This is a genomic window from Pseudomonas sp. Wu6, assembly GCF_019891515.1.
Classification (GTDB): domain Bacteria; phylum Pseudomonadota; class Gammaproteobacteria; order Pseudomonadales; family Pseudomonadaceae; genus Aquipseudomonas; species Aquipseudomonas orientalis_A.
In genome coordinates, this window is the sequence record NZ_JAFLXH010000053.1 from 1 (window position 1) to 26,453 (window position 26,453).

Sequence of the window (26,453 nt, forward strand, 5' to 3'; positions counted from 1 at the left end):
CCATCGGGGGCAAGCCCCCTCCCACATTTGGACCTCGGAGCGTCAGGTAGATACGCGTTAGCTCCCTCGCCACAGGTGCGGTGTCGCACCAAAATTGTGTAGATACCTATGCTCATCGGGGGCACGCCCCTCCCACATTTTGAGGCTCGGTGTGTCAGTTGATTTCGTAGCGTACCGACAGTGCGCCCTTTTTTTCCGAGAGGGCCAGGATCGTTACCTGACCCAGTTCGCTCAGTGCTTGAACATGCGTGCCACCGCACGCGTATGCCGGCAATTCACCGAAGCCGACTTCTCGGGTGCCTTCTTCCAGCGTCATGTGGCGTGGATAATCTGCGGCGATCCACTGGTTGACCAGTTGCTGGAGGACCTGCGCATCCATCTCTTGCGCGGCTTCGCCGCGGATAAAAGTAATCTTGCCTTCACCCGGCCAATGATGCGCCTTGATCGGCATCCAGCCCAAGCGTTCGCCGGCATTGCCAATCAGGTGTCCCGCTGAGTGAAGGCGCGTGTGCAGCGCGCGGCGTGATGCATCGACCCGCGCCGTGATGGGGCCGGGTTCCAGGGGTTGATTGACGTAATGCACCACATGCGTTGCGTCCTGCGTGACGCGCAGCACCTGGCTGTCGCCCAGCCACCCGGTGTCGAAGGGTTGGCCGCCGCCTTGGGGATGGAAAATCGTCGATTGCAGGATCACCGCAAATTGCTCTTCGTGAGGCGTGCAGCTCAGCACTTCCAGCTCGGCTGTCAGGTGATCGTGGGTGAAAAACAGGCGCTCGGTCATCGTGTACATCCGCATCCAGGTGATGCCACAGTATAAATAGTGCGCTGATAGGCGATAATCCATTCAAATATCAATGGACCTGTGCGTCATGAGCATCAATCTTCCTTTGCCGCTGCTGGGTGAAATGGCGATTTTCGTCAAGGTGGTCGAAACCGGCAGTTTCTCCGAAGCGGCGCGGCAACTGGGCGTTTCACCCTCGGCGGTGAGCCGCAGTATTTCGCGCCTGGAACAGGCACTGGCAACCCGCCTGTTGCAACGCACCACACGCAAGCTGCGCCTTAGCGAGGGCGGCGAAGAGGTGTTCAAGCGGTGCCGCGAGATGGTCAGCGCGGCGCGTTCGGTAATGGAGATCAGCGGGCAATTTACCCATGAAGCCGAGGGCCTGGTGCGGGTCAGCGTGCCCAAGGCAGTGGGGCGGTTTGTGGTGCATCCGCATATGCCGGCGTTCCTGCGGCGCTATCCCAAGGTGGATGTGCAACTGATCCTTGAGGATCGGCCTGTGGATCTGATCGACGACAATGTCGACCTCAGCATCCGCATCACCGACAGCCCGCCGCCCGGTCTGGTCGGGCGGCAATTATTGCCGATCGAACATTTGCTCTGCGCAACGCCGCAGTACCTGGCCGAGCATGGCACGCCGAGCCATCCCCATGATCTGCTGGAGCACAGTTGCATCTATCTGGGCGAAACCCCCGGTGACTCACGCTGGAAGTTTCGTCGGGACGGCAAGGCGGTGACGGTCGGTGTGCGCGGGCGGTATGCGGCGAACCACACGGGCGTGCGGCTGGATGCCGTGTTGCAGCATGTGGGGATTGGCAGCTTGCCGTATTTCACGGCGCGGCACGCCTTGGAAGAGGGACGGTTGGTGCAGGTATTGCCGGCGTGGGATTTTATCGCGTCTTACCACGGCGAGGCGTGGTTGTTGCATTCGCCTACGCGCTACTTGCCGCCCAAGCTGCGCGTGTTTATTGATTATCTGGTGGAGTGCATGGCGAAGGAGCCGACACTGCGCAGTCGGTAGAAATGGGGTTAAACATGTGGGAGGGGGCTTGCCCCCGATGGCGGTGTGTCAGTCACCGAATGTGTTGACTGATGCGCCGCTATCGGGGCATAGGCATCTACACAACTCTGTAGCGCTCAACCGTAACCACGATGCGAAGCGAGCCGCTCTTGCTCTTGATCTGCTTTTGATCTTGATCTCAGGCGCCCCGTTAAACCACGCTGGCCGAACGCAGGCTTGAATCCGTGGGTAACCCGGCAGGACGCCGGGTTAGCCGCACTGGGCCATGGATGGCCCATTGCGGCGGCCCACGGATTCAAGCCTGCGTTCGGGCACACCGAGCATTAGCGAGGTGCCGAGTGGTGGGGCAAGAGCCCTTTGGTTACTTTGGGGCTTTTCCAAAGTGACCCGCCGTCAGGGCGGAACCCTAAGTGGCCGTTACCGCAGAAACGGATATGTACTCGATCTGATCCGCCATCCTGGTCGGCCCAGAGGCCGCCATCGGGGGCAAGCCCCCTCCCACATTTGGACCTCGGAGCGCCAGGTAGATACGCGTTAGCTCCCTCGCCACAGGTGCGGTGTCGCACCAAAATTGTGTAGATACCTATGCTCATCGGGGGCAAGCCCCCTCCCACACAAGCCCCTGATAATCAGTGCTTGCTCTGGTCATCCGGCATGGCCAGCAGTTGCTTTTCCTGGTTCCAGTCGAACGGTTCGTCGTTCAGCTCGGCTTCATAGCGACGTTCTTCAAGGGCCTGGTACAGGTCCAGTTCTTCGTCGGGCATGAAATGCAGGCAATCACCGCCAAAGAACCACAGCAGATCGCGCGGCACCAGGTGGGCGATCTGCGGGTAGCGCAGGATGACCTGGCTCATCAGGTCCTGGCCCAGGTACTGGCTTTCGATGGGATCGACGGGCAGCAGGGCGCGCAGTTCGTCGAAACGTTCCAGAAACAGCGAATGGCTTTCCTCGGGTACCTGTTCGGCTTCGCCGACGGCAACCAGGATGCTACGCAGGTGGTCGAGCAAGGCGAGATGATCGGCAACGACGTTGGACACGAGATAAGTCCTCTAAAGCAAAAACGGGCGCGAGAGTATATGCCTCTCGCGCCCGTTTTTATATGACCGCCGGTATCAGCGGACTTTACCCTCAGCCTGCATCAGCTCGTCCTTGCTGAAATCATCCACGTCGATCACCTTGCGACGCGCCGCTTCGGCGTCGCGCAGGGTTTGCGCTTCGGCCGGTTGCAGCACGCCGGCGTGCAGCGCGGCGTCGATGGCGGACTCACCGGCAGTCGGTTTGACCTGTCCGCTCTTGAGCGCGGTGTGCAGTTTTTTCTGCAGGGGATGGCTGGCGCCGAGCAGGTCATAGGCGTGTTGCAGCGCGCCCACCGGATCTTCCGCCGATTGTGGGCGATAGCAGCCCGCCAGCAACTCTTCCAGGGTCGGGTCGCCCTTGGCGCGGCCGATCACGGCGGCAACCTCGGCATCCAATGCATCGGATGGCCCGGTATGACGACGCCCGAACGGGAACACGATCACCCGCAACAGGCAGCCCAGGATTTTATTCGGGAAGTTGCTCAGCAGTTCATCCAGCGCACGCTCGGATTGGCCAAGGCTTTCCTCCATGGCCCAGGCGAACAGCGGTTCCAGGTGGTCCGGCGAATCCAGGTCGTGGTAGCGCTTGAGCGCCGCCGAGGCCAGGTACATGTGGCTCAGCACATCACCCAGGCGCGCCGACAGGCGTTCGCGGCGTTTCAACTCGCCGCCCAGCAGCATCATGCTCAGGTCCGCGAGCAGGGCGAACGCGGCGGCCTGGCGGTTCAGCGCGCGGAAATAACCCTGGCTCAGACGGTTGCCCGGGGCCTTTTCGAAGTGACCGATGCCCAGGTTCAATACCAATGTACTGGCGGCGTTGCTCACGGCGAAACCGATATGTTGCATCAGCAGGCCATCGAACTCCTTCAACGCCTGGTCATGGTCTTCACGACCGGCCAGGGCCATTTCCTTGAGCACGAACGGATGGCAACGAATCGCACCCTGGCCGAAGATCATCAAGTTGCGCGAGAGGATATTCGCGCCTTCCACGGTGATGAAGATCGGCGCGCCTTGCCAGCTGCGGCCCAGGTAGTTGTTCGGGCCCATGATGATGCCCTTGCCGCCATGTACGTCCATGGCATGGCTGATGCACTCGCGGCCGCGTTCGGTGAGGTGGTACTTGAGGATCGCCGACAGCACCGAGGGTTTTTCGCCCAGGTCCACGGCATTGGCGGTGAGCATGCGAGCGCTGTCCATCAGCCAGGCGTTGCCGCCGATGCGTGCCAGGGCTTCCTGGATACCTTCGAAGGCTGACAGCGGCACGTTGAACTGTTCACGGACCTGCGCGTATTGGCCGGTCACCAGGCTGGTGAACTTGGCGGCGCCGGTGCCCACCGCAGGCAGGGAGATTGAACGACCCACGGACAGGCAGTTCATCAGCATCATCCAGCCCTTGCCGAGCATCTCCTGGCCACCGATGAGGAATTCCAGGGGAATGAAGACGTCCTTGCCCGAATTGGGGCCGTTCATGAACGCGGCGCCCAGGGGCAGGTGCCGGCGGCCGATTTCCACACCCGGGGTGTCGGTAGGGATCAGCGCAAGGCTGATGCCCAGGTCTTCTTCGTCGCCCAGCAGATGATCCGGGTCATGGGCCTTGAATGCCAGGCCGAGCAAGGTCGCGACCGGGCCGAGGGTGATGTAGCGCTTTTCCCAGTTCAGGCGCAGGCCGAGGGTTTCCTTGCCTTCCCACTCACCTTTGCAGATGACGCCGGTGTCGGGCATGGCGCCCGCATCGGAGCCGGCCAGCGGGCCGGTCAGGGCGAAACACGGAATATCGTCGCCACGCGCCAGGCGCGGCAGGTAGTGGTTGCGTTGTTCGTCGGTGCCGTAGTGCAACAGCAACTCGGCGGGGCCCAGGGAATTGGGCACCATCACGGTGGACGCCAGATCACCGCTGCGGGTGGCCAGTTTCATCGCGACCTGGGAGTGGGCATAGGCGGAGAAGCCCTTGCCGCCGTATTCCTTGGGAATGATCAGGGCGAAGAAACCATGAGTCTTGATGTGCTCCCAGGCCGCAGGGGGCAGGTCCATGGCCTGGCCGATTTCCCAGTCGCTGACCATGGCGCAGAGCTCTTCGGTGGGCCCGTCGATGAACGCCTGTTCTTCTTCAGTCAATTGCACCTTGGGGTAGGCCAGCAATTTGTCCCAGTCAGGACGCCCGCTGAACAGTTCGCCGTCCCACCACACGGTGCCCGCGTCGATCGCATCGCGCTCGGTTTCGGACATCGGCGGCAGGACTTTCTGGAACCAGCTGAACAGCGGCTTGGTGAAGTATTGGCGGCGCAGGTCGGGCAGCAACAGCGGCAGGGCCACGACGGCGATCAGCACCCAGAAAATCAGCAGCAGCCAACCCGGGGCATGGCTCCAGGCGCCCATCGCCAACAGGTAGACGGCGACCACACCCAGGGCAGGCAGGGGCGCAGTGCGCCGGTGTGCCAGGTAGGCAATGCCGACCACCAGAACCAGTATCCACAACAACAGCATATTCAATCCTCCGTGAAACCAGGGCGAAACCACCAGGGAGCTTAGACGGCGTCCGGCCAAGCGGGGTGATCAGGGTGTTACAAGTTTGTACTGGGGACAGCCATCAGTGCGCTATGTAGCTGAGTACCGCTTCATCGCCAGCCTCTTCATCAGTGACCGCCCTGTGGTGGTGGAGTTCGCCCCGAGACGTCGCGGAACCCATGGGGATTTATATGACCGGTCAGTCTTTGCCGTGCAATCGGTGAGACTGTGCGTTGCGCTGACTCAATGCCGGGCGCCATGCAGAGTGATTCAAGCCGCGCCTGAACCGGCGTATGCTGCGGCGTTCATCAAGCCATGTTCAACAACGATAAGGCGCGGTCATGCTGAAAATCTGGGGTCGTAAAAATTCATCAAACGTCAGGAAAGCACTGTGGTGCGCCGAGGAGCTCGGCCTGGACTATGAGGCAATTGATGCGGGCGGGGCGTTTGGTGTGGTCGACACCCCGCAATATCGGGCCTTGAACCCCAATGGCCGGGTGCCGATGATTGAAGATGGCGACTTTGTACTGTGGGAATCCAACACCATCGTGCGCTACCTGTGCGCCAAGCACGCGTCGGAATTTTACCCCAGTGACCTGCAAATCCGGGCCGGCGCCGAGAAGTGGATGGACTGGACCACCTCGACGCTCGCCGATCCATTCAAGGCAGTGTTCTGGGGCATCCTGCGTACACCCGCCGAAAAGCGCAACTGGGAAAGTATCAACGCCGGGCGCCAAGCCTGCATCGATGCGCTCGACACCGTAGAACAAGCCCTGGCTGCGCAACCCTACCTTAGCGGCCAGGCGTTCGGCATGGGCGATATCCCACTGGGCTGCTTCATCTACGCCTGGTTCGAAATGCCCATCGAACGCCCGTCAATGCCTAACCTGGAAGCCTGGTACCAGCGCCTGCAACAACGTCCGGCCTACCGCAAAGCGGTGATGACCGCGTTGACTTAATACACACTATTAATACGGGTGACTGTACTTGTGCAGCGCGGGCACGCACCATGCTCGCACCTCATCGCAGGTTGAACTACCTGCGGTGTGCCCTCATCTATTGTTTCTATTCTTTTCTTTGGTGCGTAATCAGATATGAGTTCCGCTCTGTCCATCCGGCAGCTAACCAAAACCTACGGCAACGGTTTCCAGGCCCTGAGTGGTATCGATCTGGACGTTGCTGAAGGTGACTTCTTCGCCTTGCTCGGCCCCAACGGTGCCGGCAAATCCACCACCATCGGTATCCTCTCGACCCTCGTCAACAAGACCAGCGGCACGGTGAATATTTTTGGTCATGACCTGGACAAGTCCCCGGCGGCGCTCAAGCGCTCGATCGGCGTGGTGCCCCAGGAATTCAATTTCAACCAGTTTGAAAAGACCTTCGACATCGTCGTGACGCAGGCCGGCTACTACGGCATCCCGATGAAAGTCGCCAAGGAGCGCGCCGAGCAATACCTGACCCAATTGGGCCTGTGGGACAAGCGTGACGTGCCTTCGCGCTCGTTGTCCGGAGGCATGAAGCGCCGCCTGATGATCGCCCGTGCGCTGGTGCATGAGCCGCGCCTGCTGATCCTCGACGAACCCACCGCGGGTGTGGACATCGAGTTGCGTCGTTCGATGTGGACCTTTCTCACCGAGCTGAACGAGAAGGGCATCACCATCATCCTCACCACGCACTATCTCGAGGAAGCTGAACAGCTGTGCCGCAATATCGGCATCATCGACCACGGCACCATTGTCGAGAACACCAGCATGCGTAACCTGCTGGGCCAGCTGCATGTGGAAACCTTCCTGCTCGACCTGAAGAACAATCTGTCGGCGCCGCCGCAACTGTTGGGCTACCCAAGCCGTCTGGTGGACAGCCACACGCTTGAAGTCCAGGTGGACAAAGCCATGGGCATCACTGCGCTGTTCAGCCAACTGGCGACTCAGAATATCGAGGTAACGAGCCTGCGTAACAAAACCAATCGCCTTGAGGAGTTGTTCGTGTCCCTGGTGGAGAAAAATCTGGCGAAGGTGGCGGTATGAGTTCCGAACTGCAACCCAACCTCGTCGCGCTGCAGACCATCGTCTACCGCGAGGTGAAGCGCTTTACCCGAATCTGGCCGCAGACCCTGCTGCCACCGGCGATCACCATGGTCCTGTACTTTGTGATCTTCGGAAACCTGATCGGTCGGCAGATCGGTGACATGGGTGGCTTCACCTACATGGAGTACATCGTGCCGGGCCTGATCATGATGTCGGTGATCACCAACTCCTACGGCAACGTGGTGTCAAGTTTCTTTGGCAGCAAATTCCAGCGCTCCATCGAAGAACTGATGGTTTCACCGGTGTCGCCGCACACGATCCTGATCGGCTACACGTTGGGCGGCGTGCTGCGCGGCTTGATGGTGGGCGTGATCGTGACCTTGCTGTCGTTGTTCTTTACCCACCTGCAAGTGCATCACCTGGGGGTCACCATTCTGGTGGTGGTACTGACGGCAACGATCTTCTCGCTGCTCGGCTTCATCAACGCGGTATTTGCGCGCAACTTCGATGATATTTCGATCATCCCGACGTTCGTGCTGACGCCGCTGACCTACCTGGGCGGGGTGTTCTACTCCATCACGTTGCTGCCGCCGTTCTGGCAGACCGTGTCCCTGGCCAACCCGGTGCTGCACATGGTCAACGCCTTCCGCTACGGCATTCTGGGAGTGTCGGATATCAAGATCAGCGTGGCGATCACCTTCATGATCGTTGCCACCATCGTCTTGTACGTCGGATGCGCGCGATTGCTCGTGAGCGGGCGTGGGATGCGTACGTAATACCGGTTAAAACGCGGTTGAAAATGTGGGAGGGGGCTTGCCCCCGATAGCGGTGTGTCAGTTGCAGATCAGCTGGCTGACACACTGCCATCGGGGGCAAGCCCCCTCCCACATTTGCTTTGTGCAAGGCTTTAGTTTGTCAGTGCCAGGTCGATCAGGGCATGCAGCTCTTCGACGCTCAGGGGCTCTGTCGAAAACAGAATACGAAACACCGTGGGCGCCGCGAGCAGGTTGATCAGGCGGTCCACGCTGGGGGCTGCCTGCTCCGGGTAACGATCGACAATGACCTGCAATTGCCCGCTCAAGATACTCACGCAATACCCCGGCGTCAGGCTGCACTGCACGTCGCGCATCATGTTGCGCCCGGGCTCCGAACTCATTTCGTCCAGGTATTGCTCAGCCCAGGCCAGCAGGTCGCCGCGCAGGCTGCCGGTAGTGGCCGGCTCGGTGTCCGGGCGCATGCGTGCCAGGGCTACGTCAGCCAGCACGGCGGAGAGGTCGCCCCAGCGACGGTATATGGTCGAGGGGGTGACGCCCGCGCGTGTCGCAATCATCGGTACGGTGATGGTGGCGCGTTCATGGGCCTGCAGCAGTTCGCGGACGGCCGAATGCACCGATTCTTGTACCCGGGCACTACGGCCCCCCGGGCGAAGGCCTTCTTTGATCGCCATGGATAAAACCTTAACACAAAGAATTTGCTTTAAGCGTCGACGGGTAGCACACTTCACAAAAGCAAAATATTAGCTTTAGCGGAGCGTGCCTATGTCAAGCAAGCCTATGTCCAGCAAGCCTATGCCCAGCAACCTGTCTCAACGTTCCAGCCTGACATTCCTGGTCATCACCGTACTGACCTTTCTCGCCGCCTCCAGCGCGCCGACGCCCCTGTATCAGGTGTATCAGGACAACCTGCATTTCTCCGCAGCGATGCTGACGCTGATCTTTGCCGTGTATGCCGTGAGCCTGCTGGCGGCGCTGCTGACGGTGGGCTCGCTGTCGGATTATGTCGGGCGCAAGCCGGTGATTTTCGTCGCGTTGGTCCTGAATATCGTGGCGATGCTGCTGTTTATCAACGCCGACAGCACCGCGTGCTTGATTGCCGCGCGCGCGCTGCAAGGTTTCGCCACCGGGACGGCGACGGCAGTCCTGGGTGCGACGTTGCTTGACACCGACCGCCTGCGCGGGCCGATGCTCAACAGCCTCGCGCCCATGCTGGGAATGGCCAGTGGCGGCCTGGGCAGCGGTTTGTTGGTGGAATACGCACCGTGGCCGACCCAACTGATCTACTTTGCCCTGCTCGGATTGATGATGCTTCAGGCGTTGTATGTCTGGCGCTTGCCGGAAACCGTCAGCCGCATTCCGGGGGCCTTGAAGTCCCTGGCGCCGACTCTGCATGTACCGAAGCAGGCACGCCGTGCCCTGGCCTTGGCCATGCCGCTGAATGTGGCGGTATGGGCGTTGGGAGGGTTCTTTTCATCCCTGGCGCCCTCCCTGGTGCGGGCCGCGACGGGGTCGACGTCGCACCTGATCGGCGGTGGCCTGGTGGCGGTGATCACCCTCAGTGGCGCGGTGATGATCTACAGCCTGCGCGAGCACCCTGCGGACAAGGTCATGCGGCTGTCGGCGGTGCTGCTGGCGACCGGCGTGGCGCTGTTGCTGGTGGCTGTGCAAAGTGCCAGCCTGTGGCTGTTCTTTGCGGCCAGTGTGGTTGCCGGCCTGGGTTTCGGCGGCGGGTTCATGGGCAGTGTGCGCAGCATCGTAGGGTTGGCGCTGCCTCACGAGCGAGCGGGGTTGATGTCGGCGTTCTATGTATTGAGTTACCTGGCGTTCTGCCTGCCGGCGCTGTTGGCCGGTAACCTGAGTCGCGAATTCGGTTTGATCGCGACCACGGATGCGTACGGCGCGCTGATTATTCTGCTCGCCGTGGGTGCCTTGGCCGGACTGGCATGGCAGCGCACGCCAGTGCCGAACATCTGTAAAACAGATAACTGTTAGAGATATTACCCGTTATATAGATATTCGATACGCTTCTATGATGGCTGCAACCTCATGCGAGGAAGAGGATTGCCATCATGACCTGCTCGACAAGCATCAGCTATAAACCCTTCAGCCACCTGACCCGTCCCCGGGAAGTGATTCGCCAGTTCACCCCGAACTGGTTTGCCGCGACCATGGGGACCGGCGTGCTGGCGCTGGCCCTGGCGCAACTGCCGGTCAATCTGCCTGGTTTGCGTGCGGTCGCCGAAGGCCTGTGGATGTTCACCATCGGCCTGTTCGTCTTGTTCAGCGTGCTGTATGGCGCACGTTGGCTGATGTTTTTCCACGAGGCGCGCCGGATTTTCGGGCATTCCACGGTCTCGATGTTTTTCGGCACCATCCCCATGGGTCTGGCCACCATTCTGAATGGTTTGCTGCTGTTCGGCCTGCCGCGCTGGGGCAGTGCTGTGATTCCCCTGGCCGAAGCCCTGTGGTGGCTGGACGTGGCCATGGCGTTGGCCTGCGGTGTGTTGATTCCGTTCATGATGTTCACCCGCCAGGAACACAGCATCGACCAGATGACTGCGGTGTGGTTGCTGCCGGTGGTGGCCGCCGAAGTCGCCGCCGCCAGCGGTGGCCTGCTGGCGCCGCACCTGGCCGATGCCCATGGGCAACTGGTGATGCTGGTGACCAGTTACGTACTCTGGGCGTTCTCGCTGCCGGTCGCCTTCAGCATCCTGACCATCCTGATGCTGCGCATGGCCCTGCATAAACTGCCCCACGCCAATATGGCGGCCTCGAGCTGGCTGGCGCTGGGCCCCATCGGTACAGGTGCCCTGGGCATGTTGCTGCTGGGCGGCGATGCGCCGGCGATCTTTGCCGCCAATGGCTTGCCGGGAGTCGGCGAAATGGCCAACGGGCTCGGCCTGGTGGCCGGCATCACTCTGTGGGGCTTCGGCTTGTGGTGGATGTTGATGGCGGTGTTGATCACCCTGCGTTACCTGCGCGGCGGTATTCCGTTCAACCTGGGCTGGTGGGGCTTTACCTTTCCGCTGGGGGTTTACGCGCTGGCCACGCTCAAGCTTGCCAGCGTGCTGCACCTGGGGTTCTTCAGCGTATTGGGCAGTGTGCTAGTGGTGGCTCTGGCGCTGATGTGGCTGATCGTAGCCACGCGCACGGTGCAGGGAGCCTACAAAGGCGAGCTTTTTGTTTCGCCATGCATTGCGGGGCTAGCGAATAAGTAAGCGGGATTAGGTAAAGTCGTGGCCTGACTAATAACAGGCCACGCAGGAACACGGACGATGAGCCACCCCTCACAATTCACCTTGCTGCGCACACGGCGTTTCCTGCCGTTTTTCATCACCCAGCTTTTGGGCGCTTTCAACGACAACATCTTCAAGCAATCGCTGATTCTGGCGATTCTCTACAAGCTCAGCATTGAGGGCGACCGTTCCATCTGGGTCAACCTGTGCGCCTTGCTGTTCATCCTGCCGTTCTTCCTGTTCTCGGCGCTGGCCGGGCAGTTTGGCGAGAAATTCAACAAGGACGCGTTGATCCGCGCGATCAAGCTCGGTGAAATCGTGATCATGGCCGTGGGCGCCACCGGTTTTCTCTTCAATCACCTGGAATTGATGCTGTTGGCACTGTTCGCCATGGGCACCCACTCGGCGCTGTTCGGCCCGGTGAAATATTCGATCATGCCCCAGGCCCTGCATGACGATGAGTTGGTCGGCGGCAACGGCCTGGTGGAAATGGGCACGTTCCTGGCGATTCTTGCCGGCACCATCGGCGCGGGCATCATGATGTCGTCCACCCATTACGCGCCGGTAGTGGCCGTGGCGATTGTCGGCGTGGCGGTGCTGGGGTACCTGGCCAGCCGCAGCATTCCACGGGCGGCGGCCTCCACGCCGCAATTGCGCCTGGACTGGAATATCTTCACCCAATCCTGGGCCACGTTGCGCATGGGCCTGGGACAGACCCCGGCGGTGTCGCGGTCCATCGTCGGCAATTCATGGTTCTGGTTCGTCGGCGCGATCTACCTGACGCAGATTCCGGCCTACGCCAAGGAATGGCTGTATGGCGATGAAACCGTCGTGACCCTGATCCTCACCGTGTTCTCGGTGGGGATCGCCCTGGGCTCGATGCTCTGCGAAAAGCTCTCGGGACGTAAAGTGGAGATCGGCCTGGTGCCGTTCGGCTCGTTCGGCCTGACGGTGTTCGGCCTGCTGCTGTGGTGGCACTCCGGCGGCTTCCCCCAGAATATCCAGGCCAACGACTGGCTGGCGGTGCTCGGCTACGGGCAGGCCTGGTGGGTGTTGTTCGATATCCTCGGCCTGGGCGTGTTCGGCGGCTTTTACATCGTGCCGCTGTACGCGCTGATCCAGTCGCGCACCGCCGAAAACGAGCGTGCGCGCGTGATCGCGGCCAACAACATTCTCAATGCACTGTTCATGGTGGTGTCGGCCATCGTGTCGATCCTGCTGCTGAGCGTGGCCAAGCTGTCGATCCCCGAGTTGTTCCTGGTGGTGTCGCTGCTCAACATCGCGGTCAATACCTACATCTTCAAGATCGTGCCCGAGTTCACCATGCGCTTCATGATCTGGCTGCTCAGCCATTCCATGTACCGCGTCGAGCACCGCAATCTGGAACGGATTCCGGATGAAGGCGCGGCCTTGCTCGTTTGCAACCATGTGTCGTTTGTCGATGCGCTGCTGATTGGTGGCGCAGTGCGTCGGCCGATTCGTTTTGTCATGTACTACAAAATCTACCGTTTGCCGGTGCTCAACTTTATCTTCCGCACCGCCGGAGCGATTCCGATTGCCGGGCGTCACGAGGACATCCAGATATACGAAAAGGCCTTCGCGCGGATTGCCGAGTACCTGAGGGATGGCGAGCTGGTGTGCATCTTCCCGGAAGGCAAGTTGACCGGGGATGGCCAGATGAATGAGTTTCGCGGTGGCGTGACGCGCATTCTGGAAGAGACGCCGGTGCCGGTGATTCCGCTGGCGTTGCAGGGGCTGTGGGGCAGTTTTTTCAGTCGCGATCCGAACAAGGGGTTCTTTCATCGGATCTGGTCGCGGGTGGTGCTGGTGGCGGGGGAGCCTGTTCGTACAGAGGACGCGACGCCTGCGCAGTTGCAGGCTGTGGTCGGTGTTCTGCGGGGGAGTGTCAGGTAGTTCTGTGCTGGAGGGACTGGCCTCATCGGGGGCAGGCCCCCTCCCACTTTTGATTTGTGAACGCATTCAAAATGTGGGAGGGGGCTTGCCCCCGATGGCGGTAGCGGCCTACGCGCTGATCTTGAGCCCAATCAGCCCGCAAATGATCAACGCCACGCTGGCCAACCGAAACAACGCCATGGACTCCCCAAACAGAATAATCCCGGCGATCACCGTGCCCACCGCACCAACGCCGGTCCATACGGCGTAGGCGGTGCCCAGCGGCAGTTCCTTCACCGCCAGCCCCAGCAGGCCAAGGCTGATGGCCATGGCGGCGACAGTGAGTACGGTGGGCAGGGGCTTGCTGAAGCCGTCGGTGTACTTCAGGCCGACGGCCCAGCCGACTTCAAACAACCCGGCGAAAAACAGAATGATCCAGGACATGATGACCTCGCTTCTTCAGGCGGGGTCGTCCCCGGAGTCAACGCGCATTGGCGTCGCGGGGTCGTCCCCGCGAGGTGCCAAGAGTGCCGAACATGGGCCGGTCGATCAAGTGGGCGGGGTATTCTCCAGCGCGCGGCGATCTTCCTTCTCGCTCATGCGTCGAAAGTAAGTCGAGAGCAACGCCCCGGAAATATTGTGCCAGACGCTGAACAGCGCACTGGGCACCGCCGCCAGTGGCGAGAAGTGCGCACTGGCCAACGCGGCGCCGAGCCCGGAGTTCTGCATGCCCACTTCCAGCGCCAACGACTTGCGTTGCGCCAATGGCAACTTGAACAGGCGCCCGGTGAAGTAGCCGAGCAGGTAGCCGAAGCTGTTGTGCAGCATCACCACGGCCATGATCAACAGGCCCGACTCGGCAATCTTCGCCTGACTGGCGGCGACCACGGCAGCCACGATGATCACAATGCTGACCACCGAGACCAGTGGCAGCACATCGACCGCATGACGAACCCGATCACCCAGCAAGCGTTGCGCGACTACGCCGAGCACGATTGGCAGCAGCACCACTTGCAGGATCGACCAGAACAGCTCCATGAACGACACCGGCAGCCAGGCCGAGGCCAGCAGCCAGATCAGCGCCGGGGTGAGCAGCGGGGCGAGGAGGGTGGTGACGGCGGCGATGGCCACCGACAGTGCCAGGTCGCCACGGGCCAGCCAGGTCATTACGTTGGATGACGTACCGCTTGGGCAGCAGCCCACCAGAATCACGCCAACGGCAATTTCCGGCGGCAGGTGAAAGACCTGGCACAACAACCACGCCACGCCGGGCATGATCACAAAATGCGCGACCACGCCCAGGGCGACGCGCCACGGATGGCGGGCGACCTCGGCGAAGTCTTCGAGTTTCAAGGTCAGGCCCATGCCGAACATCACCAGGCCCAGCAGTGGGACGATGGCGCTTTTCAGGCCGAGGAACCAGCTGGGTTGGAGAAATGCGACGACGGCAAAGATCAACACCCAGTAGGCGAAGGTATTGCCGACGAAGCGGCTCAAGGCGGCGAGTGCGCGCATGGAGGGTGTCCTTTCTTGTTCGATTTTTGAATTGGCAATGCAATCAAAAGTGGGAGGGGGCTTGCCCCCGATGGCGGTGTATCAGCTAATGGATTTTTGCCTGATACACCGCTATCGGGAGCAAGCCCCCTCCCACATTTTGACTTTCACATGGCTTAGATGCCTTGTGGGGTCTCTTCACCGCCGAGTGCTTCCACCAACGCCGGCAGGAATTCGCCGAAGGTCAGCATCATCAGGGTAAAGCTGGCGTCCAATTGGCCCAGGGCTTCGTCGCCGCCGTCCTGTTCGGCCTGGTCCTGCAGCAAGTCTTCGAACTTCAGGCGCTTGACGGTCATCTTGTCGTCGAGCATGAAGGACAGCTTGTCCTGCCAGGCCAGGGACAATTGGGTCACGACTTTGCCGGTGGTCAGGTGTAGCTGGATTTCTTCGCCGGTCAGGTCCTGGCGCTTGCAGCGCACGATCCCGCCGTCTTCGTGGGTGTCGCGTAGTTCGCATTCGTCGAGCACGAAGAAGTCGGCCGCCGGTTTCTGGGTGGTGACCCAGTCGGTCATGATCGCCGTCGGTGCGGTTTTTACGGTCAGTGGGCGCACCGGCAGGGTGCCGATCACTTCGCGCAGGGTGGAGAGCAAGTCTTCTGCGCGTTTCGGGCTGGCCGAGTTCACCAGGATCAGACCCTGTTTAGGCGCGATGGCGGCGAAGGTCGACGAGCGACGAATAAAGGCGCGTGGCAGGAAAGCCTGGATGATTTCATCCTTGATCTGGTCGCGTTCCTTTTTATAGACCTTGCGCATTTGCTCGGCCTCGATCTCCTCAACCTTCTCTTTAACCGCGTCGCGTACCACGCTGCCCGGCAGGATGCGTTCTTCCTTGCGCGCGGCGATCAGCAGGAAATCCCCGCTGACGTGGACCAGGGGCGCGTCTTCACCTTTACCAAAGGGTGCAACGAAACCGTAGGTGGTCAGTTCCTGGCTTGCACACGGGCGCGCCAGTTTGGTGGCCATGGCCGCTTCCAACGCCTCGGCATCAACAGGCAGATCTTGGGTCAGGCGATAGATAAGCAGGTTCTTGAACCACATGGGGTGAGTCTCTCCTCTATACAAAGGGGGGCATTATTCTCTTGATCACGCCGCAGGCCAACCCTGCGTAAGCCATTGGAAGGGCTGAAAAAAAAGATTTAAGAAAGTGCTTGCCAGACCTGGGAGCGCTCCGTAGAATGCGCGCCACACCGAAACGAAGGGTGATTAGCTCAGCTGGGAGAGCATCTGCCTTACAAGCAGAGGGTCGGCGGTTCGATCCCGTCATCACCCACCATTCGCTTCATGTGTTACGCGCAGCGGTAGTTCAGTCGGTTAGAATACCGGCCTGTCACGCCGGGGGTCGCGGGTTCGAGTCCCGTCCGCTGCGCCATATTCGGTAACCTGGAATGCTGAACGCCAGGTCACCACGGAAAGCCCGCTCATTGAGCGGGCTTTTTATTGCCCGCAATATGGCGAAAAATCGTGCGGTAAACTTTTTTTAAATAAAGTGCATTTAAATCAAGACATTACGGTTTTTTGGTGTATGATGCGCCCACACCGAAACGAAGGGTGATTAGCTCAGCTGGGAGAGCATCTGCCTTACAAGCAGAGGGTCGGCGGTTCGATCCCGTCATCACCCACCATTCGCTTTATGTGTTACGCGCAGCGGTAGTTCAGTCGGTTAGAATACCGGCCTGTCACGCCGGGGGTCGCGGGTTCGAGTCCCGTCCGCTGCGCCATATTCGGCAACCTGGAACACTGAACGCCAGGTCGCCACAAGAAGCCCGCTCATAGAGCGGGCTTTTTTTCGTCTGCACTATTGTGCTGCAATTGCATCTCCAGCCACGGTTTCTAGTCAGATAATCAAGTTGCGCCGCCAGAGCAGCAGCGAATGCTGCTCTGGCGTGACGCAGCTCAACCGATTTGACTCGCCGACTCCACCGCCGTTTCAGGCTTCCTGCTACGTGTCAGCTGATAAGCAATGGCCAGCCATATGAACCATCCGGGCATGACCATCAAGGCAACGCGGGTGTCAGGTCTCAATGCCAGCAGGCAGAGAACGAAGCCCATGAACGCCAGTGAGAGCACTGCCATTGGGACGCCGCCCGGCATCTTGTAGGCAGATTTAGCGTGAAGCTCAGGGCGCTTTTTGCTATAGGCAATGTAGGACGCGAGGATGGTCGACCAGGTGAATATCACCAGAATCGCTGACACCGTGGAAACGATGGTGAATGCGGTCATGACTTCTGGAACGATGAACAGCACAAGTACACCCACCAGCATCAACAATGTCGTGAAGGCCAGGCTCAGCAGAGGCACGCTATTGCCCGATAGCCGCCGAAAAATACCCGGAGCATTGTCTTGATTGGCCAGCCCGAACAGCATACGGCTGGATGAGAATACGCCACTGTTGGCCGAGGAAGCGGCGGATGTCAGGACCACGAAGTTAACGATGCCGGCTGCTGCGGGAAAGCCTGCGACGAGGAACAGTTCGACAAAAGGACTTTTCACAGGTGAAACCTGCTGCCAGGACGTCACGGCAATAATGCAGCCCAATGCCAACACGTAGAACAGGATGATTCGCAGCGGAATCGAGTTGATTGCCTTGGGTAGGGTCTTCTCCGGAGATCGGGTTTCTGCCGCCGCGGTGCCGATCAGTTCGGTGCCGGCAAATGAGAATATCGCCATCTGAAAACCGGCGAAAAAACCCAGCAAGCCATTAGGAAATGCCGCCTGTTTATCCACCAGGTGACCCAGGGACGCGGTAACGCCACTGGGGGATACGAACGAGCTGGCAATCATCACGAGGCTGACGCCAATAAGCGTTACGACGGCGATGATCTTGATGATCGCGAACCAGAATTCGACCTCACCGAAAAGCCTGACCGTCAGCACGTTCAAGGCAAACAGGGTCGCCAGCATCCCGATAGCCGGTATCCAGGCAGGCAGTTGGGGGAACCAGTACTGGAAAAAGCCGCCCACGACAACGGCATCGCCGATCACTGCAACGCTCCAGCTCAGCCAATACGACCAACCGAGAAAAAATGCGGCGCGAGGCCCCAGGTAGGCGCCGGCGAAATCCGCAAAGGTCTTGAAATTCAAATTCGATAGCAGCATTTCGCCCATGGCGCGCATGACGAAATAAACGAACAGGCCAATGATCATGTAGATGAGGATGATCGAGGTGCCGGAGAGGGCGATGATCTTTCCGGAGCCCATGAACAAACCCGTGCCAATGGCTCCGCCCATGGCCATTAACTGGATGTGACGATTGCTGAGCGTGCGCTGCAGCGCAGGCTGCTCAGCCCGCTCGGATGAATTCGATTTCATTTCAAAACCTCTTGATCTTATGTTTTTGAGTTTTGGCAGAAAAATGGGTATCCAGCGCCACTGTCAGGATGCAATGGCGGGTGACGGTGTTGTTTTATTGGGGCAGTGACGGCCCGCTGCAGATGCCTTGGGGCGTCACTCGCAGATCAACTGGCCGTGCGCAGAGGGGCGGCTTTGGTTGGTTGCTGATCAAGCATCTGGAACAGGTTTTTTATATTTTCAGGCGTGGGTACCAGGTGGATGTGGCGGCCGACTTGATGTTCGTGCGCCATCACCTGCAGGTAGCGAAGCGATGAGAAATCCTCGAGGGCAAAGCCCACTGAATCGAATACCGTCACCTGTTCATTGTTCTCGCGTCCCTGGACGTCGCCTTGCGCAATCCGGAAAAACTCGATGACGGGTGAGTCGGCCTCCAGTTGCTGAATATCACCTTCAATCCGCGTTTGAGGTTCAAACTCCACGATGACCCGAGCGTTGCGCAGGATGTCGGCGTGCAGTTCGGTCTTGCCCGGGCAGTCGCCGCCGACGGCATTGATATGCATACCGGGCTCAATCATCTCGGACGTCAGGATCGTCGCGTAGGCCTTGTCGGCGGTAACGGTGGTGACAATGTGCGCGCCCTTGACCGCCTCCTGTATGGAGTCGGCGTGAATCACTTTGATCGTCGGGAAAGCCGCCAGGTTGCGCAGCAGCTTGAGTGAGGCGTCGCGATCAATATCGAAGATGCGAATTTCATTGATGCCCAGCATTTCGTGGAAGGCCAGCGCCTGAAACTCGCTCTGAGCACCATTGCCAATGAGCGCCATCGAGGTTGCCCCAGGACGGGCAAGCGCACGCGCGACCAGTGCCGAGGTTGCCGCGGTGCGCACAGCAGTGGTCAGTGTCAGCTCGCTGAGCAGGGTTGGATAGCCACTGTGGACATCGGCCAGCAGACCGAATGCCATCACCGTCAGCAGGTTCTGCTGACCATTGTCCGGGTGGCCATTCACGTACTTGAAGGAGTACTGCTTGCCATCGTCGGTAGGCATCAGCTCGATCACACCATTTGCGGAGTGATTGGCCGTGCGCGGCGACTTGTCAAACTGCGCCCAGCGTAAATAGTCTGCTTCGATGTAGGTGGCCATCTCACGGATTGCCCGGCGGATACCAATCTTGGCGAACAGGCGTGCGGCATCATCGACATCCAGGAAGAGCGTCATTTTTTATTCTCCAATCTATCCAGTTACGCGTTGTAGAGTCAGGGGGATCAGGCGCGTTTGCTCTCGAAGCCATGCAGTACGTTCACCGCATTGATGCCGATTTCATCGACCATGTAGCCGCCTTCCATCACGAAGAGGGTGGGGCAACCCACACTCGCTATCAGCTCGCCGATCCCGATGAAGTCCTCGCTTTCCAAAAGGAAGTGACTGATCGGGTCGTCCTTGAAAGTGTCGACGCCCAGTGAGATCACCAGTACTTCCGGCGCGAACTGCTGAAGTTTTCCGCAGGCATGAAGCAGGGCGTCGCGGTAGCGTTCCCAGGCGGTGTTTTTCGGCAATGGATAGTTGAGGTTGAACCCTTCGCCGTGGCCGGCGCCGATTTCATCGCTGAACCCCGAATAGTAGGGATAGGACACGGCCGGTTCGCCATGCAGCGAGATGAACATCACGTCATTGCGCGGATAAAAAATGTTCTGGGTACCGTTGCCGTGATGAAAATCGACGTCGAGTACCGCGACACGTTTGGCGCCCTGAGTGATTGCCTGCTGTGCAGCAATGGCCGCATTGTTGAGATAGCAGTAGCCCCCCATATATTCACGCGCCGCGTGATGGCCCGGCGGACGACACAGGGCAAAGGCGCTGTCGTGGCCTTCGTCGATAAGTGCCAGCCCCGTCAGGGCGATATCGGCACTGGTCTTGACGGCCTGCCAGGTCGTGGCGGTGATTGGCGAGCCGGCATCCATTGCGAAGAAACCGAGTTTGCCGTCAATGAACGTCGGCACTTGATCGTTGGCCAAGTCACGTACAGGCCATACCAGTGGCAGGGCATCATGGGTGCGTCCTGTGGCGCACCACTGCGACCAGGCGCTTTCCAGGAAGCTCACGTAACGCTCGCTGTGGGCGTTGACGTAACACGAGCGGTCAAACACGCGCGGTTCGACTATCCGGCCAAGGCCTGTTTGCTTGACACGGTTGTAAACGGTGTCGGCCCGACTGGGCTGCTCAAACGACGGCTTGAGCACGCCATCCTTCAACTCGGTGCCATGGTGCAGACGGTGGGAATCACTGAAAACTGTAAACATTCTGCGCATCCGTTAATGTGAGCCAGTGCAAATATTCTGTTCTGGTCGGGACGCGATTTCTTTGCTTTGTCTTCGTGCTTAAGGATATTTATCGGGCGATTTAACTCAGGAACAGCGTAATGAAGAAAAATATATCCAGGCGCATCAGCCTCGACGAGACCGATCTGGCCATTCTTGAGTTGTTGCAGGAGGACGCGAGCATTTCCAATGCCGAACTCAGTGAGCGGCTTTCATTGAGCCTCACGCCTTGCTGGCGACGGCGCAAGAGAATGGAAGAGGCGGGCGTGATCAAGGGTTATCAGGCAACGCTGGATCGAAGAATGCTCGGGCTGGATATCATGGCGTTCGTGCACATCCGCTTTTCCACCCATGCCGATCATGCGCCGGACGCCTTCGAGGCAGTGATTGCACAATTGCCGCAAGTATTGGCCTGCCACAAAATCACCGGAGACGCCGATTACGTGCTTCAAGTGTTGGCAGAGGATCTCGACAGCTATAGCGACTTTATCGAGCAAGTGCTGAGGCGCCAGGTCGGTATTGCGTCTATTCAGTCGAGTCTGGCGTTGCGTGAAATCAAGACCGGTAGTCGCATTGCCATACCCAAATTGAGCAAGGGTTAATCGGGATGGGCACCGCACTACGCTCGGTGTGCAGTAGAGCAATCGGGGAAATTGAAGGCAAAGGCAGCGTTCGGTTCGCGTCACATTGCAACGGGAGGGGCGTCATGCAGCACCTGGATCACTTATCCTTGCACTTGTTCATTCTGGTCTGTGAAGAGGGCACGATTGCACGCGCCGGCGAGCGGGTATTCATTAGCCGATCGCCTGGGTCACCAGCGCAAATTCGGTGACCCCGGCGCTTGATTGGGGCGGTATCCCCCGCACCATGCGTGGCGCGTTATCTACGCACGGCAGCCCGAGGTTCTCCAGCCAGTCGGCCAACCCGCATGCGCTGGGAATATCGAAGCGCACGAACGCGCCCGGGATCAACCGAAGAAGGTGAGTGATCAAGTGTCGGGCCTGCTCCGGGTGGTGCGCGACGACGGGGCCAATGAGGTGGCCGCGACCAAATTCGCGGAGCATGGCGCACCCCTGCAGGTGCCCCTCTACCTCGATGCCCACCACATGCTCGGCCGTCGGCAGCAGGTCGTTGAGTACCTCGGTGCGGTCCAGGCCGCTGCCGGCGTTGGCCAGTTCGATCACCTTCGGGTAGTCGGCCCGGTTCACTACGCGACATAGCGCGTGGCGGCTCGCGGGCAAGGGCTCCGGCATCTGCGGCACGCCCTGATGTTGCTGAATCCGTGCAAATTCAACGAATCCCATGCTGGCGTACAGCGGCGCGCCTGACTCGGTGGCATTGAGGATCGGCGTGCGTGGGCCCACGGCGTCCAGGCACAGATTCATCAAGCGCCGTCCGATGCCTTTGCTCCGGTGCTGATGACTGACGATCACCAGGCCGATGGACGAATAGGCCCCCTGATGACAGGCGAATGCGATGCCTGCCAAGACACCGTCCTGTTCGGCGACGAAGCCTTCGGAGATACGCTGCACCATCGCCCAGTCCTCCTCGCGATGAGGCCATTCAAGGTGCACGGAGAGTGCATGGGCGGCGGGCAGGTCGGCGGCGGTTGCCGGGCGATACAGGTAAGCGGGACTCACATCGGTTTCCTCTGCTGGCATGCAGGCACTGCGCCTACGGCGCGTTGCGGCTGTGGCGGTAATCGCTGACCGCTTCGTACACCGCCTTGCGCAGGCGGTTGATCCCGCCGATAGGGCGGTGTTCTGCCACGCCGAACCAGGGGTTGAATGACTGGTTGTCGCAGGCGAGATTCAGCGCGGGCGTGTCGAAGTCCTGCGCCGGGACCCGCACCCTGGCCACGGTTTCAAAAGGCGCGTCGCTTTCCTTCCATTCGATGCTGGTGTCTTCGATGGGCATGAATGTCTGCGGGTTCTGTCGCTGGATCTGCAACACGAAGCATGCCGGCACGCGGTCGGTGGACAGTTGTTGATTGAGCGCGCTGCGCAGGAAGTTCGGCAGGTCCTGGTTCTGTTTGGGCAATGTGTATTCAGGACAGCTTTGCAGGTCGGGGGCGACGCGGAACTTGGCGTTGGCCGCACCGAACTTGTAGGGCGAAACCGAGAAGTAGGTGGTCTGCGTCGGGCTGGCCGGGGCAGGGGCGAGGGTGGCCAGGGCGATGAACAGGTGGCGTATCTGCCAGGTGCGCGGGTCGGCCTTGGGGAAGAACGCCAGCACTTTTTTGCCATCCGCCTGGGCACCGATGTTCTGCGCATATTCGGCCACATCGCTGACAAAGAAGTTCGGGTGGCTGAACATCACGAAGTCCTGCTCGGTGCGCGCTTGCTGATCGGCCATCAGCTGTTTGCCGGGTACGTCCAGCAGCTTGATGGCCATGCCGCGGGCATCGCGGATGCTGTCGAATTGCGGGTAGGCATTGCCGTTGGACAGCCGCATCATCGCCTGCCAGGTTTTACCCGGCGTTGCGAACACGCCCTGGCGCAGCGCCGGATCGAGGTCGGCGAGCACGCTGACTTCGGCCTTCACACAACCATGGGCCTTGGCGTGGGCATCGCGCAGGTAGCGCGTGCCCTCGCGGTGCTGGTCGACGATGCGCACGGCGGTCTGGATGATGCCCTGGGTCATGGCGGCTTCGCCGGGCGGAATCTGCTCATCCGGCGACACCGGGCCGCTGTGCTGCCAGGCGTACCAGGCGCTGGCGCCGAGCCAACCGAGCAGGCCCAGACCCACCAGCCACAGCAGGGTTTTGCCGAGAAACCCGCCGATGCGCAGCCAGAGGCGGGCGAGCAGGGAGGGGCGGTCATAGGGGGATCGAATCATCATGGCAGTTGTTGCTCCAGCGGGCTGCCCAGCACTTTGAGATATTCCAGCAGCGCCCAGCGTTCCTGTGGCAGCAAGCCACGGCCGATGACGCCGTTGCCACGCTGGCCGGCACGGAATTCGTGGCCGCTGTTGTGGTTGCCGGTGATTTTGGTATCGAACACAAAGGCATTCTTGAACGCGCCGGTCTCAAAGCCGAGATGGCGCGGATCATAGTTGAAGGTGCCTTTATAGAAGGTGGTGCTGCGCTCGTCCTGGGGCGAGAGCAACTGGTAGATCGTCGGCACCGAACCGTTATGCAGGAACGGCGGCGTTGCCCAGACGCCAGCCAGTGGCCGCGCTTTGTAGGCGCGCAACTCGCGCACACCGATGGGCAGGCCGTACCCGTCCAGGCGCGGGCGTTCGGCCGGGGTCACGCCGGCGGCGCGGTAAGCGTGGTCCTCGACGAACGCGGTGACGTAGGCCAGGCCCTTGGCCACGGACATCTTTTTCAGGTCCAGTGGCTCGGTGGGCGTGGGGTGCAGTTGGACGTTGAGCCCGGCCAGCTCCGCCGGGTCCCATTGCAGGGCACTGAGGTCGTAGCGCTGGTCGGCGATGTTGTTGGCGGTGCCGGGGTCGGTGCCGATGTAGTCCACCGGCAGCATCTTCAGTTGCTGCACCGGCCGGCCGCCTTCTTGCGTGACGGTGGGCACGTGACAGCCGGCGCAGTTCTCGGCGAACAATGCGCGGCCCTGGGCGGCAAGGGGCTTGTCGATGGCGCCGAACAGGTCTTCGGGCCAGGTGGGTGGCTTGAGACGTTGCAAGGTCTCTTCGATCAGGTTCAGGTCGCGCACGCGTACGCTGGAAGGATAGCGCGCATCGCCCTGCAGGGGCTGGCCGGCGCTGTCGAAGAAGTCCAGGGTCGCGCCGACGCCGAGGGCTTCACCGATGTTGCGGGCCATGGGCTGCTGGGCCGAACCGTTCCATTGCACCCAGTCGAAGGTCCATATATCCCACAATTGCGGGTAGTCCACCGGCGCGTTGGCGATGCGATAGTTCTGCGGGGAAATGGCATCGCCAAAGCTGGCATTGGCGATGCGGCCGAAGGCGTCGGTGCGGCCCGGCCCTTCTTCGGTGGGGTATAGGCCACGGTGGGTATCGTTCCAGGCAACCTTGAGGAAGCGGTTCAGCGACTGCTTGAAGTCCTGGCGCAGTTGGCTGTGCTCGGCGTCGTAGCGCTCCCCCAGGACCTGGCGGGCGAAGCGCTCGAATTTCCACGGGTTGTAATAAGTCGCCGCAAGGCTGGCGACCAGCGCCTGGCCGAAGCTGCCGCCGCGCAAGGTCGGCACGCTCGACGGCAGTACATGCTGGGCGGAGCCGCCATCGATACGCAGGGCCTGGCCTTTGAAGTGCAGCTCGCCGGTGTGGCAGGCGGCGCAGGTGATATCCAGGTATTCAACGTTGCTGCCCGCATTTTTATGCCGGGCGAAACCCACCGGCAGGTTGCCGGGGTTTTGCGCGCTGGGCGCTTGCCGCGGGTCCACCAGGAAGCCGAAGCGGGCCAGGTACTCCGGCGAGGCAAAACGGCGCTCGGAAAAGGGCAGCTCCAGCGCGGTGAACCAGTCGTAGTGCAGGCCTTTGACCTGAGTGCCCTGGGGCGTGAAGTAATAGGTCTGGCGGTCGGCGGCACTCCATTGGTCCTGATAGTGCACCTGCTCCACGGGCACGTAGTCCGGCAGCCTGGGGTTGATCGTGTAATAGAGCACCACGGCCAGAATCAGGCCCAGTACCAGGAGGATCAGGAGTAAGACACGGGTGAAAATGCGCAAGTTAACTATCCTTGTCGGTTGTTCGCGTTGTTATGCCACTACGCCAAGGGGGCGGCAAGTGGCCATGAGTCTGGAGTGACAGGTCCCACGATCCGTCGCGGACCTGCATCATGAATGAAATTGCTTTTAAACACGTGAACTTATCAGACGTTTCCTGCTCACATGCCGGTAGCCATTGGTCGTGGCCGCCTGATAAGCTCGCGACTTTATTCGAATGCCCTTTTGGCGCATGAACAAGGAAATAGCATGAAACAGCATCGGTTGGCGGCGGCGGTGGCCCTGGTTAGCCTGGTACTTGCGGGTTGTGATTCGCAGACCAGCGTAGAGCTGAAAACCCCGGCGCAGAAAGCTTCCTACGGCATCGGCCTGAACATGGGCAAAAGCCTTGCTCAAGAAGGCATGGATGACCTGGACTCCAAAGCGGTAGCCCAAGGCATTGAAGATGCTGTCGGCAAGAAAGAACAGAAGCTCAAGGATGACGAACTGGTTGAAGCCTTTGCCGCACTGCAAAAGCGCGCTGAAGAACGCATGACCAAAATGAGTGAAGAGTCGGCAGCGGCCGGCAAGAAATTCCTCGAAGACAACGCCAAGAAAGACGGCGTGGTCACCACTGCTTCCGGTCTGCAGTACAAGATCGTGAAGAAAGCCGACGGCGCCCAGCCCAAGCCTACCGACGTCGTGACGGTTCACTACACCGGCAAGCTCACCAACGGCACTACCTTTGACAGCTCCGTGGACCGTGGCAGCCCGATTGACCTGCCGGTCAGCGGCGTGATCCCGGGTTGGGTCGAAGGCCTGCAACTGATGCACGTTGGCGAGAAGGTCGAGTTGTATATTCCGTCCGACCTGGCTTACGGCGCCCAGAGCCCGAGCCCGGCGATTCCAGCCAATTCCGTGCTGGTATTTGACCTGGAGTTGCTGGCCATCAAGGACCCAGCCAAGGCTGAAGCGGCTGACGCACCTGCTGCACCTGCCGCCAAGAAGTAATCGGCGCAGCGAATAACGACAACGCCCCGTTTCGACGGGGCGTTGTTGTTTTCGCCGACGGGTATTTACCTGGCTCCCTGCGATCTAACTGTGGGAGAGGGCTTGCCCCCGACGGCGGCCTCGGAGCCGACCAGGCTGTTGAGTCGATCCCGGTCCAAATGTGGGAGGGGGCTTGCCCCCGATGGCGGCCGGGATTGGGTTGAGTACATATCCGTTTCTGCGGTAACGGCTGATTAGGGTTCCGCCCTGACGGCGGGTCACTTTGGAAAAGCCCCAAAGTAACCAAAGGGCTCTTGCCCCACCACTCGGCACCTCGCCTAGGCTCGGTGTGCCCTCTCTCCGGC

General features: G+C 60.3%; 22 protein-coding genes, 4 tRNA genes and 1 pseudogene. 14 read left to right on the top strand and 13 right to left on the bottom strand.

All coding sequences use genetic code 11. The features are described 5' to 3' along the window. Window positions 1–154: 154 nt before the first annotated feature. Entirely contained in the window at window positions 155–781 is a 627-nt protein-coding gene (locus J1G34_RS24925) for an alanyl-tRNA editing protein (RefSeq protein WP_065893693.1), read from the bottom strand. 88 nt (window positions 782–869) lie between these two features. On the opposite strand from J1G34_RS24925, the gene J1G34_RS24930 reads away from it, so the two are divergent. Then, on the top strand, window positions 870–1,802 hold the full coding sequence (locus J1G34_RS24930) for a LysR family transcriptional regulator (protein WP_065893678.1): 933 nt from the start codon (window positions 870–872) through the stop codon (window positions 1,800–1,802). A 629-nt stretch (window positions 1,803–2,431) separates the two neighbouring features. Here J1G34_RS24930 and J1G34_RS24935 read toward each other — a convergent pair. Further along, window positions 2,432–2,839 carry a PA2817 family protein gene (locus tag J1G34_RS24935; protein WP_065888196.1) on the bottom strand — a complete coding sequence of 136 codons (408 nt, stop codon included), beginning with the start codon at window positions 2,837–2,839 and terminating at the stop codon, window positions 2,432–2,434. Between the two features lie 75 nt (window positions 2,840–2,914). Continuing rightward, on the bottom strand, window positions 2,915–5,362 hold the full coding sequence (locus J1G34_RS24940) for an acyl-CoA dehydrogenase (RefSeq protein ID WP_065893679.1): 2,448 nt from the start codon (window positions 5,360–5,362) through the stop codon (window positions 2,915–2,917). A 362-nt stretch (window positions 5,363–5,724) separates the two neighbouring features. On the opposite strand from J1G34_RS24940, the gene J1G34_RS24945 reads away from it, so the two are divergent. From J1G34_RS24945 to J1G34_RS24955, 3 genes are all read left to right on the top strand, one after another. Continuing rightward, a complete protein-coding gene (locus J1G34_RS24945; protein WP_222994786.1) occupies window positions 5,725–6,342 on the top strand; it encodes a glutathione S-transferase family protein in 618 nt (205 codons plus the stop codon). A gap of 135 nt (window positions 6,343–6,477) precedes the next feature. Next, on the top strand, window positions 6,478–7,410 hold the full coding sequence (locus J1G34_RS24950; protein WP_065893681.1) for an ABC transporter ATP-binding protein: 933 nt from the start codon (window positions 6,478–6,480) through the stop codon (window positions 7,408–7,410). Beyond that, window positions 7,407–8,186, top strand: coding sequence for an ABC transporter permease (locus tag J1G34_RS24955; RefSeq protein WP_065888200.1), 780 nt, complete (start codon window positions 7,407–7,409; stop codon window positions 8,184–8,186). The genes J1G34_RS24950 and J1G34_RS24955 overlap by 4 nt, the downstream gene beginning before the upstream one ends. A gap of 131 nt (window positions 8,187–8,317) precedes the next feature. On the opposite strand, the gene J1G34_RS24960 is transcribed toward J1G34_RS24955, so the two are convergent. Next, window positions 8,318–8,857, bottom strand: coding sequence for a TetR/AcrR family transcriptional regulator (locus tag J1G34_RS24960; RefSeq protein WP_101221123.1), 540 nt, complete (start codon window positions 8,855–8,857; stop codon window positions 8,318–8,320). Window positions 8,858–8,978: 121 nt separating this feature from the next. Here J1G34_RS24960 and J1G34_RS24965 point away from each other — a divergent pair, with 121 nt between their 5' ends. From J1G34_RS24965 to J1G34_RS24975, 3 genes are all read left to right on the top strand, one after another. Further along, window positions 8,979–10,178, top strand: a complete 1,200-nt coding sequence (locus J1G34_RS24965; RefSeq protein ID WP_122561320.1) for an MFS transporter — start codon at window positions 8,979–8,981, stop codon at window positions 10,176–10,178. 77 nt (window positions 10,179–10,255) lie between these two features. Next, window positions 10,256–11,404, top strand: a complete 1,149-nt coding sequence (locus J1G34_RS24970) for a TDT family transporter (RefSeq protein ID WP_065937441.1) — start codon at window positions 10,256–10,258, stop codon at window positions 11,402–11,404. A gap of 57 nt (window positions 11,405–11,461) precedes the next feature. Beyond that, complete coding sequence (locus J1G34_RS24975; RefSeq protein WP_065893684.1) at window positions 11,462–13,336, top strand: MFS transporter; 1,875 nt, start codon at window positions 11,462–11,464, stop codon at window positions 13,334–13,336. A gap of 108 nt (window positions 13,337–13,444) precedes the next feature. On the opposite strand, the gene sugE is transcribed toward J1G34_RS24975, so the two are convergent. From sugE to rdgC, 3 genes are all read right to left on the bottom strand, one after another. Then, a complete protein-coding gene (gene sugE / locus J1G34_RS24980; protein ID WP_065888204.1) occupies window positions 13,445–13,759 on the bottom strand; it encodes a quaternary ammonium compound efflux SMR transporter SugE in 315 nt (104 codons plus the stop codon). A 105-nt stretch (window positions 13,760–13,864) separates the two neighbouring features. Beyond that, window positions 13,865–14,830, bottom strand: coding sequence for a bile acid:sodium symporter family protein (locus J1G34_RS24985; RefSeq protein WP_065893685.1), 966 nt, complete (start codon window positions 14,828–14,830; stop codon window positions 13,865–13,867). Window positions 14,831–14,985: 155 nt separating this feature from the next. After that, complete coding sequence (gene rdgC, locus J1G34_RS24990) at window positions 14,986–15,906, bottom strand: recombination-associated protein RdgC (RefSeq protein ID WP_065937440.1); 921 nt, start codon at window positions 15,904–15,906, stop codon at window positions 14,986–14,988. A 159-nt stretch (window positions 15,907–16,065) separates the two neighbouring features. Between rdgC and J1G34_RS24995 the strand changes: the two genes are divergently transcribed. From J1G34_RS24995 to J1G34_RS25010, 4 genes are all read left to right on the top strand, one after another. Next, window positions 16,066–16,141, top strand: a tRNA-Val gene (locus J1G34_RS24995). 19 nt (window positions 16,142–16,160) lie between these two features. Next, a tRNA-Asp gene (locus J1G34_RS25000) sits at window positions 16,161–16,237 on the top strand. A gap of 177 nt (window positions 16,238–16,414) precedes the next feature. Continuing rightward, window positions 16,415–16,490, top strand: a tRNA-Val gene (locus J1G34_RS25005). Window positions 16,491–16,509: 19 nt separating this feature from the next. After that, a tRNA-Asp gene (locus J1G34_RS25010) sits at window positions 16,510–16,586 on the top strand. A gap of 175 nt (window positions 16,587–16,761) precedes the next feature. On the opposite strand, the gene J1G34_RS25015 is transcribed toward J1G34_RS25010, so the two are convergent. The 3 genes from J1G34_RS25015 to J1G34_RS25025 all read right to left on the bottom strand — a co-directional run bounded on the left by J1G34_RS25015 (window position 16,762) and on the right by J1G34_RS25025 (window position 20,458). Beyond that, a complete protein-coding gene (locus tag J1G34_RS25015; RefSeq protein ID WP_222994787.1) occupies window positions 16,762–18,177 on the bottom strand; it encodes an amino acid permease in 1,416 nt (471 codons plus the stop codon). 146 nt (window positions 18,178–18,323) lie between these two features. Then, complete coding sequence (locus J1G34_RS25020; protein WP_065937438.1) at window positions 18,324–19,376, bottom strand: ornithine cyclodeaminase; 1,053 nt, start codon at window positions 19,374–19,376, stop codon at window positions 18,324–18,326. Window positions 19,377–19,423: 47 nt separating this feature from the next. Beyond that, window positions 19,424–20,458, bottom strand: coding sequence for a histone deacetylase family protein (locus J1G34_RS25025; RefSeq protein ID WP_065888209.1), 1,035 nt, complete (start codon window positions 20,456–20,458; stop codon window positions 19,424–19,426). Between the two features lie 119 nt (window positions 20,459–20,577). On the opposite strand from J1G34_RS25025, the gene J1G34_RS25030 reads away from it, so the two are divergent. After that, a complete protein-coding gene (locus J1G34_RS25030; RefSeq protein WP_065888210.1) occupies window positions 20,578–21,078 on the top strand; it encodes an Lrp/AsnC family transcriptional regulator in 501 nt (166 codons plus the stop codon). Between the two features lie 104 nt (window positions 21,079–21,182). Beyond that, a pseudogene (locus tag J1G34_RS27500) lies at window positions 21,183–21,281 on the top strand (LysR family transcriptional regulator); the annotation flags it as partial. Here J1G34_RS27500 and J1G34_RS25035 read toward each other — a convergent pair. Genes J1G34_RS25035 through J1G34_RS25045 form a run of 3 tightly spaced genes read right to left on the bottom strand, consistent with a single transcriptional unit; the run spans window position 21,271 to window position 25,122 of the window. Further along, the gene (locus J1G34_RS25035) at window positions 21,271–22,116 is read right to left on the bottom strand and encodes a GNAT family N-acetyltransferase (RefSeq protein ID WP_459077118.1); all 846 of its coding nucleotides are present in this window, start codon (window positions 22,114–22,116) and stop codon (window positions 21,271–21,273) included. The pseudogene J1G34_RS27500 and the gene J1G34_RS25035 sit on opposite strands and share 11 nt — an antisense overlap. Window positions 22,117–22,150: 34 nt before the next feature. Then, window positions 22,151–23,317 carry a catalase family protein gene (locus tag J1G34_RS25040; RefSeq protein ID WP_222994789.1) on the bottom strand — a complete coding sequence of 389 codons (1,167 nt, stop codon included), beginning with the start codon at window positions 23,315–23,317 and terminating at the stop codon, window positions 22,151–22,153. After that, window positions 23,314–25,122 (bottom strand): di-heme-cytochrome C peroxidase, encoded by a 1,809-nt coding sequence (locus J1G34_RS25045; protein ID WP_065893692.1) that lies wholly within the window; start codon window positions 25,120–25,122, stop codon window positions 23,314–23,316. Before J1G34_RS25045 ends, J1G34_RS25040 begins: the two co-directional genes overlap by 4 nt. Window positions 25,123–25,368: 246 nt before the next feature. Between J1G34_RS25045 and J1G34_RS25050 the strand changes: the two genes are divergently transcribed. Continuing rightward, window positions 25,369–26,109 carry an FKBP-type peptidyl-prolyl cis-trans isomerase gene (locus tag J1G34_RS25050; RefSeq protein ID WP_003190133.1) on the top strand — a complete coding sequence of 247 codons (741 nt, stop codon included), beginning with the start codon at window positions 25,369–25,371 and terminating at the stop codon, window positions 26,107–26,109. The last annotated feature ends 344 nt before the right edge of the window (window positions 26,110–26,453 follow it).

Bases quoted from the DNA above. Each gene is read 5' to 3' on its own strand.
- J1G34_RS24925 (WP_065893693.1), bottom strand. From the start codon at position 781: ATGACCGAGCGCCTGTTTTTCACCCACGATCACCTGACAGCCGAGCTG.
- J1G34_RS24930 (WP_065893678.1), top strand. From the start codon at position 870: ATGAGCATCAATCTTCCTTTGCCGCTGCTGGGTGAAATGGCGATTTTC.
- J1G34_RS24940 (WP_065893679.1), bottom strand. From the start codon at position 5,362: ATGCTGTTGTTGTGGATACTGGTTCTGGTGGTCGGCATTGCCTACCTG.
- J1G34_RS24945 (WP_222994786.1), top strand. From the start codon at position 5,725: ATGCTGAAAATCTGGGGTCGTAAAAATTCATCAAACGTCAGGAAAGCA.
- J1G34_RS24950 (WP_065893681.1), top strand. From the start codon at position 6,478: ATGAGTTCCGCTCTGTCCATCCGGCAGCTAACCAAAACCTACGGCAAC.
- J1G34_RS24955 (WP_065888200.1), top strand. From the start codon at position 7,407: ATGAGTTCCGAACTGCAACCCAACCTCGTCGCGCTGCAGACCATCGTC.
- J1G34_RS24960 (WP_101221123.1), bottom strand. From the start codon at position 8,857: ATGGCGATCAAAGAAGGCCTTCGCCCGGGGGGCCGTAGTGCCCGGGTA.
- J1G34_RS24965 (WP_122561320.1), top strand. From the start codon at position 8,979: ATGCCCAGCAACCTGTCTCAACGTTCCAGCCTGACATTCCTGGTCATC.
- J1G34_RS24970 (WP_065937441.1), top strand. From the start codon at position 10,256: ATGACCTGCTCGACAAGCATCAGCTATAAACCCTTCAGCCACCTGACC.
- J1G34_RS24975 (WP_065893684.1), top strand. From the start codon at position 11,462: ATGAGCCACCCCTCACAATTCACCTTGCTGCGCACACGGCGTTTCCTG.
- sugE (WP_065888204.1), bottom strand. From the start codon at position 13,759: ATGTCCTGGATCATTCTGTTTTTCGCCGGGTTGTTTGAAGTCGGCTGG.
- J1G34_RS24985 (WP_065893685.1), bottom strand. From the start codon at position 14,830: ATGCGCGCACTCGCCGCCTTGAGCCGCTTCGTCGGCAATACCTTCGCC.
- rdgC (WP_065937440.1), bottom strand. From the start codon at position 15,906: ATGTGGTTCAAGAACCTGCTTATCTATCGCCTGACCCAAGATCTGCCT.
- J1G34_RS25015 (WP_222994787.1), bottom strand. From the start codon at position 18,177: ATGAAATCGAATTCATCCGAGCGGGCTGAGCAGCCTGCGCTGCAGCGC.
- J1G34_RS25020 (WP_065937438.1), bottom strand. From the start codon at position 19,376: ATGACGCTCTTCCTGGATGTCGATGATGCCGCACGCCTGTTCGCCAAG.
- J1G34_RS25025 (WP_065888209.1), bottom strand. From the start codon at position 20,458: ATGTTTACAGTTTTCAGTGATTCCCACCGTCTGCACCATGGCACCGAG.
- J1G34_RS25030 (WP_065888210.1), top strand. From the start codon at position 20,578: ATGAAGAAAAATATATCCAGGCGCATCAGCCTCGACGAGACCGATCTG.
- J1G34_RS25040 (WP_222994789.1), bottom strand. From the start codon at position 23,317: ATGATGATTCGATCCCCCTATGACCGCCCCTCCCTGCTCGCCCGCCTC.
- J1G34_RS25050 (WP_003190133.1), top strand. From the start codon at position 25,369: ATGAAACAGCATCGGTTGGCGGCGGCGGTGGCCCTGGTTAGCCTGGTA.